This window comes from Enterobacter bugandensis (genome assembly GCF_900324475.1).
GTDB classification, from domain to species: domain Bacteria; phylum Pseudomonadota; class Gammaproteobacteria; order Enterobacterales; family Enterobacteriaceae; genus Enterobacter; species Enterobacter bugandensis.
In genome coordinates, this window is the sequence record NZ_LT992502.1 from 204,939 (window position 1) to 220,156 (window position 15,218).

The 15,218-nt window shown below is 53.4% G+C and carries 14 protein-coding genes and 5 tRNA genes; 18 read left to right on the plus strand and 1 reads right to left on the minus strand.

The features are described 5' to 3' along the window. Nucleotides 1-226: 226 nt before the first annotated feature. The 7 genes from eptB (at nt 227) to dppF (ending at nt 8,430) form a co-directional block, all read left to right on the plus strand. A complete protein-coding gene (gene eptB / locus DG357_RS01005; RefSeq protein ID WP_028015090.1) occupies nt 227-1,921 on the plus strand; it encodes a kdo(2)-lipid A phosphoethanolamine 7''-transferase in 1,695 nt (564 codons plus the stop codon). Between the two features lie 91 nt (nt 1,922-2,012). Next, a tRNA-Pro gene (locus DG357_RS01010) sits at nt 2,013-2,089 on the plus strand. Nucleotides 2,090-2,709: 620 nt separating this feature from the next. Then, complete coding sequence (gene dppA / locus DG357_RS01020; RefSeq protein ID WP_028015091.1) at nt 2,710-4,317, plus strand: dipeptide ABC transporter periplasmic-binding protein DppA; 1,608 nt, start codon at nt 2,710-2,712, stop codon at nt 4,315-4,317. Between the two features lie 177 nt (nt 4,318-4,494). Continuing rightward, nucleotides 4,495-5,514 (plus strand): dipeptide ABC transporter permease DppB, encoded by a 1,020-nt coding sequence (dppB, locus tag DG357_RS01030; RefSeq protein WP_028015092.1) that lies wholly within the window; start codon nt 4,495-4,497, stop codon nt 5,512-5,514. A gap of 9 nt (nt 5,515-5,523) precedes the next feature. Further along, complete coding sequence (dppC, locus tag DG357_RS01035; protein WP_028015093.1) at nt 5,524-6,426, plus strand: dipeptide ABC transporter permease DppC; 903 nt, start codon at nt 5,524-5,526, stop codon at nt 6,424-6,426. Between the two features lie 10 nt (nt 6,427-6,436). Then, nucleotides 6,437-7,420, plus strand: a complete 984-nt coding sequence (dppD, locus tag DG357_RS01040; protein WP_041911597.1) for a dipeptide ABC transporter ATP-binding protein — start codon at nt 6,437-6,439, stop codon at nt 7,418-7,420. Further along, complete coding sequence (gene dppF / locus DG357_RS01045; RefSeq protein WP_088204505.1) at nt 7,417-8,430, plus strand: dipeptide ABC transporter ATP-binding subunit DppF; 1,014 nt, start codon at nt 7,417-7,419, stop codon at nt 8,428-8,430. The genes dppD and dppF overlap by 4 nt, the downstream gene beginning before the upstream one ends. A gap of 44 nt (nt 8,431-8,474) precedes the next feature. Here dppF and coaA read toward each other — a convergent pair whose 3' ends face one another. Continuing rightward, nucleotides 8,475-9,425 (minus strand): type I pantothenate kinase, encoded by a 951-nt coding sequence (gene coaA, locus DG357_RS01050; RefSeq protein WP_032644951.1) that lies wholly within the window; start codon nt 9,423-9,425, stop codon nt 8,475-8,477. A gap of 317 nt (nt 9,426-9,742) precedes the next feature. Here coaA and DG357_RS01055 point away from each other — a divergent pair. The 11 genes from DG357_RS01055 (at nt 9,743) to rplL (ending at nt 15,158) form a co-directional block, all read left to right on the plus strand. After that, nucleotides 9,743-9,818, plus strand: a tRNA-Thr gene (locus DG357_RS01055). Between the two features lie 8 nt (nt 9,819-9,826). Further along, nucleotides 9,827-9,911, plus strand: a tRNA-Tyr gene (locus tag DG357_RS01060). Between the two features lie 117 nt (nt 9,912-10,028). Continuing rightward, nucleotides 10,029-10,103, plus strand: a tRNA-Gly gene (locus tag DG357_RS01065). 6 nt (nt 10,104-10,109) lie between these two features. Continuing rightward, nucleotides 10,110-10,185: transfer RNA gene (locus DG357_RS01070), tRNA-Thr, on the plus strand. 118 nt (nt 10,186-10,303) lie between these two features. After that, a complete protein-coding gene (gene tuf / locus DG357_RS01075) occupies nt 10,304-11,488 on the plus strand; it encodes an elongation factor Tu (RefSeq protein WP_014068448.1) in 1,185 nt (394 codons plus the stop codon). A gap of 227 nt (nt 11,489-11,715) precedes the next feature. Further along, nucleotides 11,716-12,099 (plus strand): preprotein translocase subunit SecE, encoded by a 384-nt coding sequence (secE, locus tag DG357_RS01080; protein ID WP_003862342.1) that lies wholly within the window; start codon nt 11,716-11,718, stop codon nt 12,097-12,099. Between the two features lies 1 nt (nt 12,100). Further along, on the plus strand, nt 12,101-12,646 hold the full coding sequence (nusG, locus tag DG357_RS01085; protein WP_003862341.1) for a transcription termination/antitermination protein NusG: 546 nt from the start codon (nt 12,101-12,103) through the stop codon (nt 12,644-12,646). 156 nt (nt 12,647-12,802) lie between these two features. Beyond that, entirely contained in the window at nt 12,803-13,231 is a 429-nt protein-coding gene (rplK, locus tag DG357_RS01090) for a 50S ribosomal protein L11 (protein WP_008503452.1), read from the plus strand. Nucleotides 13,232-13,234: 3 nt separating this feature from the next. Further along, nucleotides 13,235-13,939, plus strand: a complete 705-nt coding sequence (gene rplA / locus DG357_RS01095) for a 50S ribosomal protein L1 (RefSeq protein ID WP_006810530.1) — start codon at nt 13,235-13,237, stop codon at nt 13,937-13,939. A 289-nt stretch (nt 13,940-14,228) separates the two neighbouring features. Then, nucleotides 14,229-14,726, plus strand: coding sequence for a 50S ribosomal protein L10 (gene rplJ / locus DG357_RS01105; RefSeq protein WP_003862338.1), 498 nt, complete (start codon nt 14,229-14,231; stop codon nt 14,724-14,726). A 66-nt stretch (nt 14,727-14,792) separates the two neighbouring features. Then, the gene (rplL, locus tag DG357_RS01110) at nt 14,793-15,158 is read left to right on the plus strand and encodes a 50S ribosomal protein L7/L12 (protein WP_002445276.1); all 366 of its coding nucleotides are present in this window, start codon (nt 14,793-14,795) and stop codon (nt 15,156-15,158) included. Nucleotides 15,159-15,218: the final 60 nt, after the last annotated feature.

Sequence of the window (15,218 nt, forward strand, 5' to 3'; positions counted from 1 at the left end):
GGGCCTCAGGGCCTCTTTTTTTTATCTCAACATCACTTTCGGACTTGTTATTTTGTAAAAAATTTCCTCGATCACACTCTCTGCTGCCACTTTTCTTTCCCGCTGTGGTCTACTTATCGCGCTTGTAGACGTTTCTGATAACGGTTTCGCTCGCATCTACTTACTCTGTCAGCTTTCTCACTGAGATTCGGCGGGTCTTTATACCCCTTCCCCCAGGGTTGTTTGCATGAAATATATTAGGTCTCTTACCCAGCAAAGATTGTGTCTGATGCTGGCTGTCTATATCGGTTTGTTTCTGAATGGCGCGGTACTGTTCAGACGTGTGGAAGGTTATTTCGAACACCTCAGCGTAAGAAATGGAATTTTTGCCGTCATCGAAGTGTTTGGCTCTATCCTGGCAACCTTCTTCCTGTTACGCCTGCTCTCACTTTTTGGCCGACGTACATGGCAAATTCTGGCCTCGCTGGTGGTGATTATTTCTGCCGCCGCAAGCTATTACATGACATTCATGAACGTGGTCATTGGCTACGGTATTGTCGCCTCGGTGATGACCACGGACATCGACCTCTCGAAAGAGGTGGTGGGTCAAGGGTTCATCATATGGACGATTTTGACCTGCCTGATCCCGCTCTTCTTTATCTGGAGTAATACCTGCCGTTATACCCTGTTACGCCAGCTGCGTACCCGGGGACAGCGCATCCGCAACGTCGCCGTCGTTCTGCTGGCGGGCCTGCTGGTGTGGGCGCCGATTCGCCTGATGGAAAAACAGCAAAAACGGATCGAAAAAGCGACGGGCGTGGATATGCCGAGCTATGGCGGCGTAGTGGCTAACTCGTATCTGCCGTCCAACTGGCTGTCCGCGTTAGGTCTTTACGCCTGGGCGCAGGCGGACGAATCCAGCGATGTGAAATCGCTGATTAACCCGACCAAAAAGTTCACCTACCAGGCGCCGGCTGACGGGCTGGATGATACTTACGTAGTCTTTGTCATCGGTGAAACGACGCGCTGGGATCATATGGGTATCCTCGGTTATGACCGCGATACCACGCCGAAACTGGCGCAGGAGAAGAATCTGGTGGCTTACCGCGGCTATTCCTGCGATACCGCCACGAAGCTCTCGTTGCGCTGTATGTTTGTGCGTGAAGGCGGGGCGAGCGATAACCCGCAACGTACGCTGAAAGAACAAAACGTCTTTGCCGTGCTGAAGCAGCTTGGATTTAGCTCCGATCTGTTCGCCATGCAAAGTGAGATGTGGTTCTACACCAACACGCTGGCAGATAACATCGCGTATCGTGAGCAGATTGGTGCCGAGCCTCGCAACCGCGGGAAAAACGTGGACGACATGCTGCTGCTTGAGGAGATGTCCCAGTCTCTGAAGAATCACCCGCAGGGCAAACATCTCGTCATTCTGCATACCAAAGGGTCGCATTACAGTTATTACCAGCGTTACACGCGCGATTTCGCGAAATGGCAGCCTGAGTGCGTAGGTATTAATAAAGACTGCAGCAAGCAGGAACTGATCAACGCCTACGATAACTCGGTACTGTATGTGGATACCTTCCTGAGCCGGGTGATTGACCAGCTGCGTGATAAAAAAGCGATTGTTATCTACGCCGCAGACCACGGTGAGTCCATTAATGAGAAAGAGCACCTGCACGGTACGCCGCGCAAGCTGGCACCGCCGGAGCAGTTCCGCGTGCCGATGATCATGTGGATGTCGGATAAGTATCTTGAAAATCCGGAGAAAGCGAAGATGTTTGCTCAGCTTAAGAAAGAGGCGGAAATGAAGGTGCCGCGCCGTCACGTTGAGCTGTATGACACCATTATGGGTTGCCTCGGCTATACCTCACCGAACGGTGGGATTAACGAAAACAACAACTGGTGTAAACTCCCTGATAACACCGCAAAAGCCGCGCAGTAGCTGCTCTGGCGAGAATATCGCCAGTTGAATGGCTTTTTGAAAATAAGGGATTGACGGGGGCGCACCTCAGCAGTAAGATGCGCTCCGCATTCGGCGAGTAGCGCAGCTTGGTAGCGCAACTGGTTTGGGACCAGTGGGTCGGAGGTTCGAATCCTCTCTCGCCGACCACATTCTGAAAAGGGCTAACCGCAAGGTTAGCCCTTTTTGCATTAACGGCTTACTCATCCAGATTCAGTAAAATGCCCCTTATCCCCGCTTCTTCCTGCCTGTTAACGATTTTGTGACATAATCCATTGTATTTTTTTATATATAGATTGATCTTTTTTCGCGTTGCTTATGGATAACCTCAGCATTTTTCGCTGTGCGTTTTAACGTTCGCGGTATTTAGTGCTCAGTAAATCACCATTCTGCAAGAAAATTTACCCATTCTGAATAAAAGTTAATCACTGATTGTTGCGAAATATGAAGATATTTGTGCTGCAAGTTGGCGAGTAGCATAAATTTCCCTGCTGAAAACTGGCGTTCAGGGTTTTTTTAATCTTTGTTTGCGGTTTCTCACACTCGGCGCAAATCCCCGTCACCTGTATTGACGTTTTCACATTCTGTTGACAGATTGTAGGGCATGAGGGGCATTTCAGGGACGATCTGCGCTGCAACTCAAACGCTCTTCTGAAAGGATTCTCCATCCCTTTAACGCCTTCGGGCACCTCCGACCGGACCGGGTAAAAAATAAATAAAGGTCTGGCGGCGTAACACAACAAAGCAAAACATCACATTGGAGCAGAATAATGAGTATTTCCTTGAAGAAGTCAGGGATGCTGAAGCTTGGTCTGAGCCTGGTGGCTATGACCGTGGCAGCAAGCGTACAGGCAAAAACCCTGGTTTACTGTTCTGAAGGCTCGCCGGAAGGCTTTAACCCACAGCTCTTTACCTCTGGTACGACTTACGACGCAAGCTCTGTACCTATCTATAACCGTCTGGTTGAATTCAAAACCGGCACCACGGAAGTGATTCCGGGTCTGGCCGAGAAGTGGGACATCAGCGAAGACGGCAAAACCTATACCTTCCACCTGCGCCAGGGCGTGAAGTGGCAGGACAGCAAAGAATTCAAACCAACGCGCGACTTTAACGCCGACGACGTTGTGTTCTCCTTCGACCGTCAGAAAAACGCCCAGAACCCGTACCACAAAGTGTCTGGCGGCAGCTACGAATACTTCGAAGGGATGGGTCTGCCGGACCTGATCGCCGAAGTGAAAAAAGTAGATGATAAAACCGTTCAGTTCGTGCTGACCCGTCCGGAAGCGCCATTCCTGGCTGACCTGGCCATGGACTTCGCCTCTATTCTCTCTAAAGAGTATGCGGACAACATGCTGAAAGCCGGCACGCCGGAAAAAGTGGACCTGAACCCAATCGGTACCGGCCCGTTCCAGCTGCTGCAGTACCAGAAAGACTCCCGTATTCTGTATAAAGCGTTCCCGGGCTACTGGGGCACCAAGCCGCAGATCGACCGTCTGGTCTTCTCCATCACGCCTGATGCGTCCGTACGTTACGCTAAACTGCAGAAAAACGAATGCCAGGTGATGCCGTACCCGAACCCGGCAGACATCGCGCGCATGAAGCAGGACAAGAACATCAACCTGATGGAGCAGGCGGGCCTGAACGTAGGCTATCTCTCCTTCAACACCGAGAAGAAACCGTTTGATGACGTCAAAGTACGTCAGGCGCTGACCTACGCGGTGAACAAAGAAGCGATCATCAAGGCCGTTTACCAGGGCGCGGGCGTTGCTGCCAAGAACCTGATCCCACCAACCATGTGGGGCTATAACGACGACGTTAAGGACTACAGTTACGATCCTGAGAAAGCGAAAGCGCTGCTGAAAGAAGCGGGCCAGGATAAAGGCTTTACCGTCGAGCTGTGGGCGATGCCGGTACAGCGTCCGTACAACCCGAACGCACGCCGTATGGCGGAAATGGTCCAGGCTGACTGGGCGAAAATTGGCGTTCAGGCCAAGATTGTGACCTACGAGTGGGGCGAGTATCTGAAGCGCGCCAAAGCGGGTGAGCACCAGGCGGTAATGATGGGCTGGACCGGTGACAACGGGGATCCGGACAACTTCTTCGCCACCCTGTTCAGCTGTGCGGCAGCGAAAGACGGCTCTAACTACTCTCGCTGGTGCTACAAGCCGTTTGAAGACCTGATCCAGCCGGCGCGTGCGACCGACGATCACAACAAACGTATTGAACTCTACAAGCAGGCTCAGGTTGTTATGCACGATCAGGCTCCGGCGCTGATTGTTGCTCACTCCACCGTGTATGAGCCAGTGCGTAAAGAAGTGAAGGGCTACGTGGTTGATCCACTGGGCAAACACCACTTCGAAAACGTATCGGTTGAATAATTAAAAGCAACGCCAGGCGGCGCTGCGCTTGCACTGGCCTACGGTATGTAGGCTGGGGAAGCGTAGCGCCACCCGGCAGCAGTGCTTTATTGCCTCTCTGAAAGGGGAGGGAATAAGATTTGTGAGCAATACAGACGTCACGCCACTGGCCGTGCGTCATCAGAGAGAATCCGGGTTATGTTGCAGTTCATCCTCCGACGTCTGGGACTTGTTATCCCGACGTTTATCGGTATCACCCTTCTCACTTTTGCCTTCGTCCATATGATCCCCGGCGACCCGGTAATGATTATGGCGGGCGAGCGTGGTATCTCCCCTGAACGTCATGCGCAGCTGCTAGCTGAACTCGGCCTCGATAAGCCGATGTGGCAGCAGTACCTCCACTATATCTGGGGCGTGATGCACGGTGACTTAGGGATTTCGTTAAAAAGCCGTCTTCCGGTGTGGGACGAGTTCGTGCCGCGTTTTAAAGCGACGCTGGAGCTTGGCATCTGCGCCATGATTTTCGCCACTGCGGTGGGTATTCCTGTTGGGGTACTGGCTGCCGTTAAGCGTGGCTCTATTTTCGACCATACCGCCGTGGGTCTGGCGCTGACCGGTTACTCCATGCCTATCTTCTGGTGGGGCATGATGCTGATCATGCTGGTCTCGGTGCAATTGAACCTGACGCCGGTCTCCGGACGCGTCAGCGATATGGTCTTCCTTGATGATACCAATCCGTTAACCGGCTTTATGCTGATCGACACGGCCATCTGGGGCGAGGAGGGCAACTTCATTGATGCCGTTGCGCACATGATCCTGCCTGCCATGGTGCTGGGCACCATTCCTCTGGCGGTGATCGTGCGTATGACCCGTTCCTCCATGCTGGAAGTGCTGGGTGAAGATTACATCCGTACCGCGCGCGCCAAAGGTTTAACCCGCATGCGCGTCATCATCGTCCACGCGCTGCGTAACGCCATGCTGCCGGTGGTGACCGTTATCGGCCTCCAGGTGGGTACGCTGCTGGCGGGGGCGATCCTGACGGAAACCATCTTCTCCTGGCCGGGCCTCGGACGCTGGCTGATTGATGCGCTGCAACGCCGTGACTATCCGGTGGTGCAGGGTGGGGTGCTGCTGGTCGCGACGATGATTATCCTCGTCAACCTGCTGGTCGATTTGCTGTACGGCGTGGTGAACCCGCGTATTCGTCATAAGAAGTAAGGGGCCATCATGTCACAGGTTTCTGAAAACAAAGCTGTTGCTGCACCGGTTCCAATGACGCCGCTGCAGGAGTTCTGGCACTACTTCAAGCGCAATAAAGGCGCGGTAGTCGGGCTGGTGTATGTCGCTATCATGATCCTGATTGCGGTGTTTGCGAACTTTCTGGCGCCATATAACCCGGCGGATCAGTTCCGCGATGCGCTGCTGGCACCTCCTGCCTGGCAGGACGGCGGTAGTCTGGCGCACCTGCTGGGTACCGATGATGTGGGCCGCGATGTGCTGTCGCGTCTGATGTACGGCGCGCGTTTGTCGCTGCTGGTTGGTTGTCTGGTGGTGGTGCTCTCCCTGATTATGGGGATCATCCTCGGCCTGGTTGCCGGTTACTTCGGCGGCATCGTTGATAACATCATTATGCGTATCGTCGACATCATGCTGGCACTGCCAAGCCTGCTGCTGGCTCTGGTGCTGGTGGCGATCTTCGGCCCGTCGATCGGTAACGCCGCCCTGGCGCTGACCTTCGTGGCGCTTCCTCACTACGTGCGATTAACACGCGCGGCGGTGCTGGTGGAAGTGAACCGCGACTACGTCACCGCCTCTCGCGTGGCGGGTGCCGGTGCGATGCGCCAGATGTTCGTTAATATCTTCCCTAACTGCCTTGCGCCGCTGATCGTTCAGGCGTCGCTCGGTTTCTCTAACGCCATTCTTGATATGGCCGCTCTTGGCTTCCTGGGCATGGGTGCGCAGCCGCCAACACCGGAGTGGGGCACCATGCTCTCCGACGTGTTGCAGTTCGCACAAAGCGCCTGGTGGGTTGTCACCTTCCCGGGTCTGGCAATCCTGCTGACGGTGCTGGCATTTAACCTGATGGGTGATGGCCTGCGTGATGCGCTTGATCCCAAACTGAAGCAGTAAGAGGCACGAGATGGCGTTATTAAATGTAGATAAATTATCGGTGCACTTCGGCGACGAAGGCACCCCGTTTCGCGCCGTGGACCGCATCAGCTACAGCGTCAATCAGGGCGAAGTGGTTGGTATCGTCGGGGAGTCCGGTTCCGGTAAGTCGGTGAGTTCACTGGCAATCATGGGGCTGATTGATTACCCGGGCCGCGTGATGGCGGAAAACCTGCAGTTCAACGGTCAGGACCTGAAGCGCATTTCTGAGAAACAGCGCCGCCAGCTGGTGGGCGCCGAAGTGGCGATGATTTTCCAGGACCCGATGACCAGCCTGAATCCGTGCTACACGGTCGGCTTCCAGATTATGGAAGCGATTAAGGTGCACCAGGGTGGTAACAAGAAAACCCGTCGCCAGCGCGCGATCGACCTGCTGAACCAGGTGGGTATACCTGATCCGGCATCGCGGCTGGACGTATACCCGCACCAGCTTTCCGGTGGGATGAGCCAGCGCGTGATGATCGCCATGGCGATTGCCTGTCGACCAAAGCTGCTGATTGCGGATGAGCCGACAACGGCGCTGGATGTGACCATTCAGGCGCAAATCATCGAGCTGCTGCTGGAGTTGCAGCAGAAAGAGAACATGGCGCTGGTGCTGATTACGCACGATCTGGCGCTGGTGGCCGAAGCGGCACACAAGATCATCGTGATGTACGCGGGCCAGGTGGTTGAGACCGGGAATTCGCACGATATCTTCCGCGCGCCGCGTCACCCGTATACCCAGGCACTGCTGCGCGCGCTGCCGGAGTTTGCTCAGGACAAAGCGCGTCTGGCGTCGCTGCCGGGCGTGGTTCCGGGCAAATACGACCGTCCGCAGGGCTGTCTGCTTAATCCGCGCTGCCCGTATGCGACGGACAAATGCCGCGTTGAGGAGCCAGAGCTGAATCTGCTGGCCGACGGTCGACAGTCAAAATGCCACTACCCACTCGATGATGCCGGGAGGCCAACACTATGAGTACGCAACAGGCCACCATGCAACAACCGCTGTTGCAGGCCATCGACCTGAAAAAACACTACCCGGTGAAAAGGGGGATTTTTGCCCCTGAGCGCCTGGTGAAAGCGCTGGACGGCGTCTCCTTTAATCTCGAACGCGGTAAAACGCTGGCGGTGGTGGGGGAGTCCGGCTGCGGGAAATCGACGCTGGGCCGTCTGCTGACGATGATTGAAGTCCCGACCGGCGGTGAGCTTTATTATCAGGGCCAGGATCTGCTCAAGCACGACCCGCAGGCGCAGAAGCTGCGCCGCCAGAAAATCCAGATTGTGTTCCAGAACCCGTACGGTTCTTTGAACCCGCGTAAAAAAGTGGGACAGATCCTGGAAGAGCCCCTGCTGATTAACAGTAATCTGAGCAAAGAGCAGCGCCGTGAAAAAGCGCTGGCGATGATGGCGAAGGTCGGCCTCAAAACCGAGCATTACGACCGCTACCCGCATATGTTCTCCGGCGGCCAGCGTCAGCGTATCGCCATCGCCCGCGGGCTGATGCTCGATCCGGATGTGGTGATTGCCGATGAGCCGGTGTCGGCGCTCGACGTGTCCGTGCGCGCACAGGTGCTGAACCTGATGATGGATCTCCAGCAGGATCTGGGGCTGTCTTATGTGTTCATCTCTCACGACCTGTCGGTGGTGGAGCATATTGCCGATGAAGTGATGGTGATGTACCTGGGGCGCTGCGTGGAGAAGGGGACCAAAGAGCAGATCTTTAGTAATCCTCGTCATCCGTACACCCAGGCGCTGCTGTCTGCGACGCCGCGTCTGAACCCGGACGATCGTCGCGAGCGCATTAAGCTGACGGGTGAACTGCCAAGTCCGCTGAATCCGCCGCCGGGGTGTGCCTTCAACGCGCGCTGCAGCCGCCGCTTTGGCCCGTGCACCCAGCTTCAGCCGCAGCTGAAGGATTATGGCGGTCAGCTGGTCGCCTGCTTTGCGGTCGATCAGGATGAAAATGGCGAGAAGCCGCACGCATAACGAAAAAAAACCGGCGCTAAGCCGGTTTTTTTATGTCTGCCTGACTATTTTCGCAGGCGAATCTGGTCGACGGCGTGCTTCTCGCTCTTGGTGAGGATCAGGCTCGCACGCTCGCGCGTCGGGAGGATGTTCTCTTTGAGGTTCACGTAGTTGATCTCATTCCACAGCCCCCTGGCCACATTAATGGCCTCTTCTTCAGAAAGCTGGGCGTAGTGGTGGAAATAGGAGTCCGGGTCGGTGAATGCCCCTTCGCGGAACTTCAGGAAGCGGTTGATATACCAGTTCTGCAGCAGATCTTCCGGCGCATCAACATAGATAGAGAAATCGACGAAATCCGAAACGAACACATGATGCGGGTCATGAGGATAGTCCATGCCGCTTTGCAGCACGTTCAAACCTTCAAGGATCAGGATATCCGGCTGGACTACCGTTTTATCCCCATCCGGGATGCGGTCGTAAATCAGGTGTGAATAGACCGGCGCCGTGACGTGCGGCACGCCAGATTTCAGGTCAGAGACAAATTTTACCAGACGGTGCATATCATAAGAGAGCGGGAAGCCCTTCTTCTTCATCAGCCCGCGTTCTTTTAAGACCTCGTTCGGGTGCAGGAAGCCGTCGGTGGTGATCAACTCAACGCTGCGGTGTTCCGGCCAGCGGCTCAGCAGCGCCTGTAGAACGCGTGCGGTAGTGCTTTTACCCACGGCCACGCTGCCCGCAATACTAATGATATAAGGAATGCGCTGACCATTGGTTCCGAGGAACTGCTCCAGCACCGCCTGACGGCGCAGGTTGGAGCTGATATAGAAGTTAAGCAAGCGAGAGAGGGGGAGATAAATTTCTGCCACCTCTTCCAGGGACAGATCTTCGTTTATCCCTTTTAACCGTGCGATTTCACCTTCCGTCAGCGTCATAGGGACGGAATCACGCAGGGCAGCCCACTGGCTGCGGTTAAAGTGAAGATAAGGCGTCATTAACGTTTGCTCTTTTTTGCTCATAAGCATGCTTCAGTGAGCCAGCGCTATGCTGCCGGGACGTGGCTCATCACACAGTTAATTTTGGACAATGGGCAGGAGGTTAACACCAGATGGCGGGAATAATAAGAAAAAAGATGGAAAGCGCTGCGTTACGCGGAAGCCGTCACGCTACGGTGTATGCGATGTAAATCATGCCTGTATGTTGATTATTTGACCCGGAATGGCTACTTTTACATCGCTTAGCGCTGCGTTCGCATAAAATGTGAGCGAAAGAACGTTTTATGCAAATTTTTAGTTGCATGACCGCGCAGGTATCCATAGAATGCGCGCTACTTGATGCCGACTTAGCTCAGTAGGTAGAGCAACTGACTTGTAATCAGTAGGTCACCAGTTCGATTCCGGTAGTCGGCACCATCAAGTCCGGTGGGGTTCCCGAGCGGCCAAAGGGAGCAGACTGTAAATCTGCCGTCACAGACTTCGAAGGTTCGAATCCTTCCCCCACCACCACTTTCTGGCAGCGTAAATGCCGCCGGAGCTGGTTGGAAAAATTAGCCAGCTCAAACTGAAAAAGAGAGAAATCTCTTTTTTTGTTACAGAAAGAACTGGGTAGCCGAGTTTCAGGATGCGGGCATCGTATAATGGCTATTACCTCAGCCTTCCAAGCTGATGATGCGGGTTCGATTCCCGCTGCCCGCTCCAATACGTGCTGATATGGCTCAGTTGGTAGAGCGCACCCTTGGTAAGGGTGAGGTCCCCAGTTCGACTCTGGGTATCAGCACCACTTCACTTCTCCTTCCCGTTTCTCTCTGTTTCAATTTTACTGTATTCAACAATTCAGGCATTTCGCCTGGTTGATGTGGTGATATCACCGATTTATCCGTGTCTTAGAGGGACAATCGATGTCTAAAGAAAAGTTTGAACGTACAAAACCGCACGTTAACGTCGGTACTATCGGCCACGTTGACCATGGTAAAACAACGCTGACCGCTGCAATCACTACCGTTCTGGCTAAAACCTACGGTGGTTCTGCTCGTGCATTCGACCAGATCGATAACGCACCAGAAGAAAAAGCTCGTGGTATCACCATCAACACCTCTCACGTTGAGTACGACACCCCGACTCGCCACTACGCACACGTAGACTGCCCAGGCCACGCCGACTATGTTAAAAACATGATCACCGGTGCTGCGCAGATGGACGGCGCGATCCTGGTTGTTGCTGCGACTGACGGCCCAATGCCTCAGACTCGTGAGCACATCCTGCTGGGTCGTCAGGTAGGCGTTCCTTTCATCATCGTGTTCCTGAACAAATGCGACATGGTTGATGACGAAGAGCTGCTGGAACTGGTAGAGATGGAAGTTCGTGAACTGCTGTCTCAGTACGATTTCCCGGGCGACGACACTCCAATCGTTCGCGGTTCCGCGCTGAAAGCGCTGGAAGGCGAAGCAGAGTGGGAAGCGAAAATCATCGAACTGGCTGGCTTCCTGGATTCTTACATCCCAGAACCAGAGCGTGCGATTGACAAGCCATTCCTGCTGCCAATCGAAGACGTATTCTCCATCTCCGGTCGTGGTACCGTTGTTACCGGTCGTGTAGAGCGCGGTATCATCAAAGTTGGTGAAGAAGTTGAAATCGTTGGTATCAAAGAGACTGCGAAGTCTACCTGTACTGGCGTTGAAATGTTCCGCAAACTGCTGGACGAAGGCCGTGCTGGTGAGAACGTTGGTGTTCTGCTGCGTGGTATCAAACGTGAAGAAATCGAACGTGGTCAGGTTCTGGCGAAGCCAGGCTCAATCAAGCCACACACCAAGTTCGAATCTGAAGTGTACATCCTGTCCAAAGACGAAGGCGGCCGTCATACTCCGTTCTTCAAAGGCTACCGTCCACAGTTCTACTTCCGTACAACTGACGTGACCGGTACCATCGAACTGCCAGAAGGCGTAGAGATGGTAATGCCAGGCGACAACATCAAGATGGTTGTGACTCTGATCCACCCAATCGCGATGGACGACGGTCTGCGTTTCGCAATCCGTGAAGGCGGCCGTACCGTTGGCGCGGGCGTTGTTGCTAAAGTTCTCGGCTAATCGCTGATAACATTTGACGCAATGCGCAATAAAAGGGCATCATTTGATGCCCTTTTTGCACGCTTTCACATCAGAACCTGGCTCATCAGTGATTAATTTTGTCATAATCATTGCTGAGACAGGCTCTGCGGAGAGCGTATAATACGAAAAGCGAATAGCATTTCGATTGGTTTGCCTCGCACTCGCGGGGTGAAAATGTTTGTAGAATACTTCTGACAGGTTGGTTTATGAGTGCGAATACCGAAGCTCAAGGGAGCGGGCGCGGCCTGGAAGCGATGAAATGGGTAGTTGTAGCCGTGCTGCTGATTGTGGCGATTGTCGGCAACTATCTTTATCGTGACATGATGCTGCCGCTACGCGCGCTTGCAGTGGTAATTCTGATTGCTGCGGCGGGTGGTGTCGCGCTGTTGACGACAAAAGGCAAAGCGACCGTTGCGTTTGCCCGCGAAGCGCGTACCGAAGTCCGCAAGGTCATTTGGCCGACTCGCCAGGAAACATTGCACACCACGCTGATCGTAGCGGCGGTAACCGCTGTAATGTCACTGATCCTGTGGGGACTGGATGGTATTCTGGTTCGCCTGGTATCCTTTATCACTGGCCTGAGGTTCTGAGATGTCTGAAGCCCCTAAAAAGCGCTGGTACGTCGTTCAGGCGTTTTCCGGTTTTGAAGGCCGCGTAGCAACGTCGCTGCGTGAGCATATCAAATTACACAACATGGAAGAGTTGTTTGGCGAAGTTATGGTTCCGACCGAAGAAGTGGTTGAGATCCGTGGCGGCCAGCGTCGCAAAAGCGAGCGCAAATTCTTCCCGGGTTACGTGCTGGTTCAGATGGTTATGAACGACGCGAGCTGGCACCTGGTGCGCAGCGTGCCGCGTGTGATGGGCTTTATCGGCGGCACGTCTGACCGTCCGGCGCCAATCAGCGACAAAGAAGTTGATGCGATTATGAACCGCCTGCAGCAGGTGGGTGATAAGCCGCGTCCGAAAACGCTGTTTGAACCGGGTGAAATGGTTCGTGTTAATGACGGTCCGTTTGCTGACTTTAATGGCGTGGTTGAAGAAGTGGACTATGAGAAGTCCCGCCTGAAAGTTTCTGTTTCTATCTTCGGTCGTGCGACCCCGGTAGAGCTGGACTTTGCCCAGGTAGAAAAAGCCTAAGCAGCGATCAAAAAAGCGACGATTTAATCGTTGCACAAGGCGCGGGATTGGAATACAATTTCGCGCCTTTTGTTTTTATGGGTCCCGGCCCGTAAAACGAATTTTATTCACGGGGAGCCTCCCTGAGGCGCTATTACCCAATCAGAGGATTTTAGAATGGCTAAGAAAGTACAAGCCTACGTCAAGCTGCAGGTTGCAGCTGGTATGGCGAACCCAAGTCCACCAGTTGGTCCAGCTCTGGGTCAGCAGGGTGTGAACATCATGGAATTCTGTAAAGCGTTCAACGCAAAAACTGAATCCCTGGAAAAAGGTCTGCCAATCCCAGTCGTAATCACTGTTTACGCTGACCGTTCTTTCACTTTCGTTACCAAAACCCCTCCAGCAGCAGTTCTGCTGAAGAAAGCGGCTGGTATCAAGTCTGGTTCCGGTAAACCGAACAAAGACAAAGTGGGTAAAATTTCCCGCGCTCAGCTGCAGGAAATCGCGCAGACCAAAGCTGCCGACATGACTGGTGCCGACATTGAAGCGATGACTCGCTCCATTGAAGGTACTGCACGTTCCATGGGCCTGGTAGTGGAGGACTAAGAAATGGCTAAACTGACCAAGCGCATGTCCGTGATCCGTGACAAAGTTGATGCGACCAAACAGTACGACATCAACGAAGCTATTGCTCTGCTGAAAGAACTGGCGACTGCTAAGTTCGTTGAAAGCGTTGACGTTGCCGTTAACCTGGGCATCGATGCTCGTAAATCCGATCAGAACGTTCGTGGCGCAACTGTACTGCCACACGGTACTGGCCGTTCCGTTCGCGTAGCTGTATTTGCTCAGGGTGCAAACGCTGAAGCTGCTAAAGCTGCCGGCGCTGAACTGGTAGGTATGGAAGATCTGGCTGATCAGATCAAGAAAGGCGAAATGAACTTTGACGTTGTTATTGCTTCTCCAGATGCAATGCGCGTTGTTGGCCAGCTGGGCCAGGTTCTGGGTCCACGCGGCCTGATGCCAAACCCGAAAGTGGGTACTGTAACTCCTAACGTTGCTGAAGCGGTTAAGAACGCTAAAGCAGGTCAGGTTCGTTACCGTAACGACAAAAACGGCATCATCCACACCACCATCGGTAAAGTGGACTTTGACGCTGACAAACTGAAAGAAAACCTGGAAGCTCTGCTGGTTGCGCTGAAAAAAGCTAAACCAACTCAGGCGAAAGGCGTGTACATCAAGAAAGTTAGCATCTCCACCACCATGGGTGCAGGTGTTGCAGTTGACCAGGCTGGCCTGAGCGCTGCTGCAAACTAATGCCTTTACGTGGGCGGTGATTTTGTCTACAATCTTACCCCCACGTTTGCTAACGAAAGTTAGCGGCTAAAAGATTTGTTCGTTGGAGCCTGGCCTATCCAGGCCTCCGTCGAAGACCGCAGGTGTTTCGCAAGAAACTTAATCCCCTGCGTAGACGGTGACAGAACGCTAAGATTATTTTTAATACTCTGGCTTGTTTCTGCTCACCGTATTAAGACGCTCTTCCCGTTGGGTTGAGTGAAGTGAGTTCCGGAACATGAGTTCCGGCAAACATCCAGGAGCAAAGCTAATGGCTTTAAATCTTCAAGACAAACAAGCGATTGTTGCTGAAGTCAGCGAAGTAGCCAAAGGCGCGCTGTCTGCAGTAGTTGCGGATTCCCGTGGCGTTACTGTAGACAAAATGACTGAACTGCGTAAAGCAGGTCGTGAAGCTGGCGTATACATGCGTGTTGTTCGTAACACCCTGCTGCGTCGCGTAGTTGAAGGTACTCAGTTCGAGTGCCTGAAAGACACGTTTGTTGGTCCGACCCTGATTGCATACTCTATGGAACACCCGGGCGCTGCTGCTCGTCTGTTCAAAGAGTTCGCGAAAGCGAATGCAAAATTTGAGGTCAAAGCTGCAGCCTTTGAAGGTGAGTTGATCCCGGCATCGCAAATCGATCGCCTGGCAACCCTGCCGACCTACGAAGAAGCAATTGCACGCCTGATGGCAACCATGAAAGAAGCTGCGGCTGGCAAACTGGTTCGCACTCTGGCTGCTGTACGCGATGCGAAAGAAGCTGCTTAATCGCAGTTATCTTTATAAAGCATTTGCTTACGTATAAACTTATTCTGATTTTCAGGAACAATTCAAATGTCAATCACTAAAGATCAAATCATTGAAGCAGTTGCAGCTATGTCCGTAATGGACGTTGTAGAGCTGGTATCTGCAATGGAAGAAAAATTCGGTGTTTCTGCTGCTGCTGCTGTAGCTGTAGCTGCTGGCCCGGCTGAAGCTGCTGAAGAAAAAACTGAATTCGACGTAATTCTGAAAGCTGCTGGCGCGAACAAAGTTGCTGTTATCAAAGCAGTACGTGGCGCAACTGGCCTGGGTCTGAAAGAAGCTAAAGACCTGGTAGAATCTGCTCCAGCTGCGCTGAAAGAAGGCGTGAGCAAAGACGACGCAGAAGCACTGAAAAAATCTCTGGAAGAAGCTGGCGCTGAAGTTGAAGTTAAATAAGCCAACTTTTCTGGTTGCAGCCTAAGCAATTAGGCTGATGGCTGGTGACTTTTTAGTCAC

Coding starts and splice junctions, on each gene's coding strand:
- dppF (WP_088204505.1), top strand. CDS start 7,417: ATGAGTACGCAACAGGCCACCATGCAACAACCGCTGTTGCAGGCCATC.
- tuf (WP_014068448.1), top strand. CDS start 10,304: ATGTCTAAAGAAAAGTTTGAACGTACAAAACCGCACGTTAACGTCGGT.
- nusG (WP_003862341.1), top strand. CDS start 12,101: ATGTCTGAAGCCCCTAAAAAGCGCTGGTACGTCGTTCAGGCGTTTTCC.
- dppA (WP_028015091.1), top strand. CDS start 2,710: ATGAGTATTTCCTTGAAGAAGTCAGGGATGCTGAAGCTTGGTCTGAGC.
- coaA (WP_032644951.1), bottom strand. CDS start 9,425: ATGAGCAAAAAAGAGCAAACGTTAATGACGCCTTATCTTCACTTTAAC.
- eptB (WP_028015090.1), top strand. CDS start 227: ATGAAATATATTAGGTCTCTTACCCAGCAAAGATTGTGTCTGATGCTG.
- rplK (WP_008503452.1), top strand. CDS start 12,803: ATGGCTAAGAAAGTACAAGCCTACGTCAAGCTGCAGGTTGCAGCTGGT.
- dppD (WP_041911597.1), top strand. CDS start 6,437: ATGGCGTTATTAAATGTAGATAAATTATCGGTGCACTTCGGCGACGAA.
- rplL (WP_002445276.1), top strand. CDS start 14,793: ATGTCAATCACTAAAGATCAAATCATTGAAGCAGTTGCAGCTATGTCC.
- secE (WP_003862342.1), top strand. CDS start 11,716: ATGAGTGCGAATACCGAAGCTCAAGGGAGCGGGCGCGGCCTGGAAGCG.
- rplA (WP_006810530.1), top strand. CDS start 13,235: ATGGCTAAACTGACCAAGCGCATGTCCGTGATCCGTGACAAAGTTGAT.
- dppB (WP_028015092.1), top strand. CDS start 4,495: ATGTTGCAGTTCATCCTCCGACGTCTGGGACTTGTTATCCCGACGTTT.
- rplJ (WP_003862338.1), top strand. CDS start 14,229: ATGGCTTTAAATCTTCAAGACAAACAAGCGATTGTTGCTGAAGTCAGC.
- dppC (WP_028015093.1), top strand. CDS start 5,524: ATGTCACAGGTTTCTGAAAACAAAGCTGTTGCTGCACCGGTTCCAATG.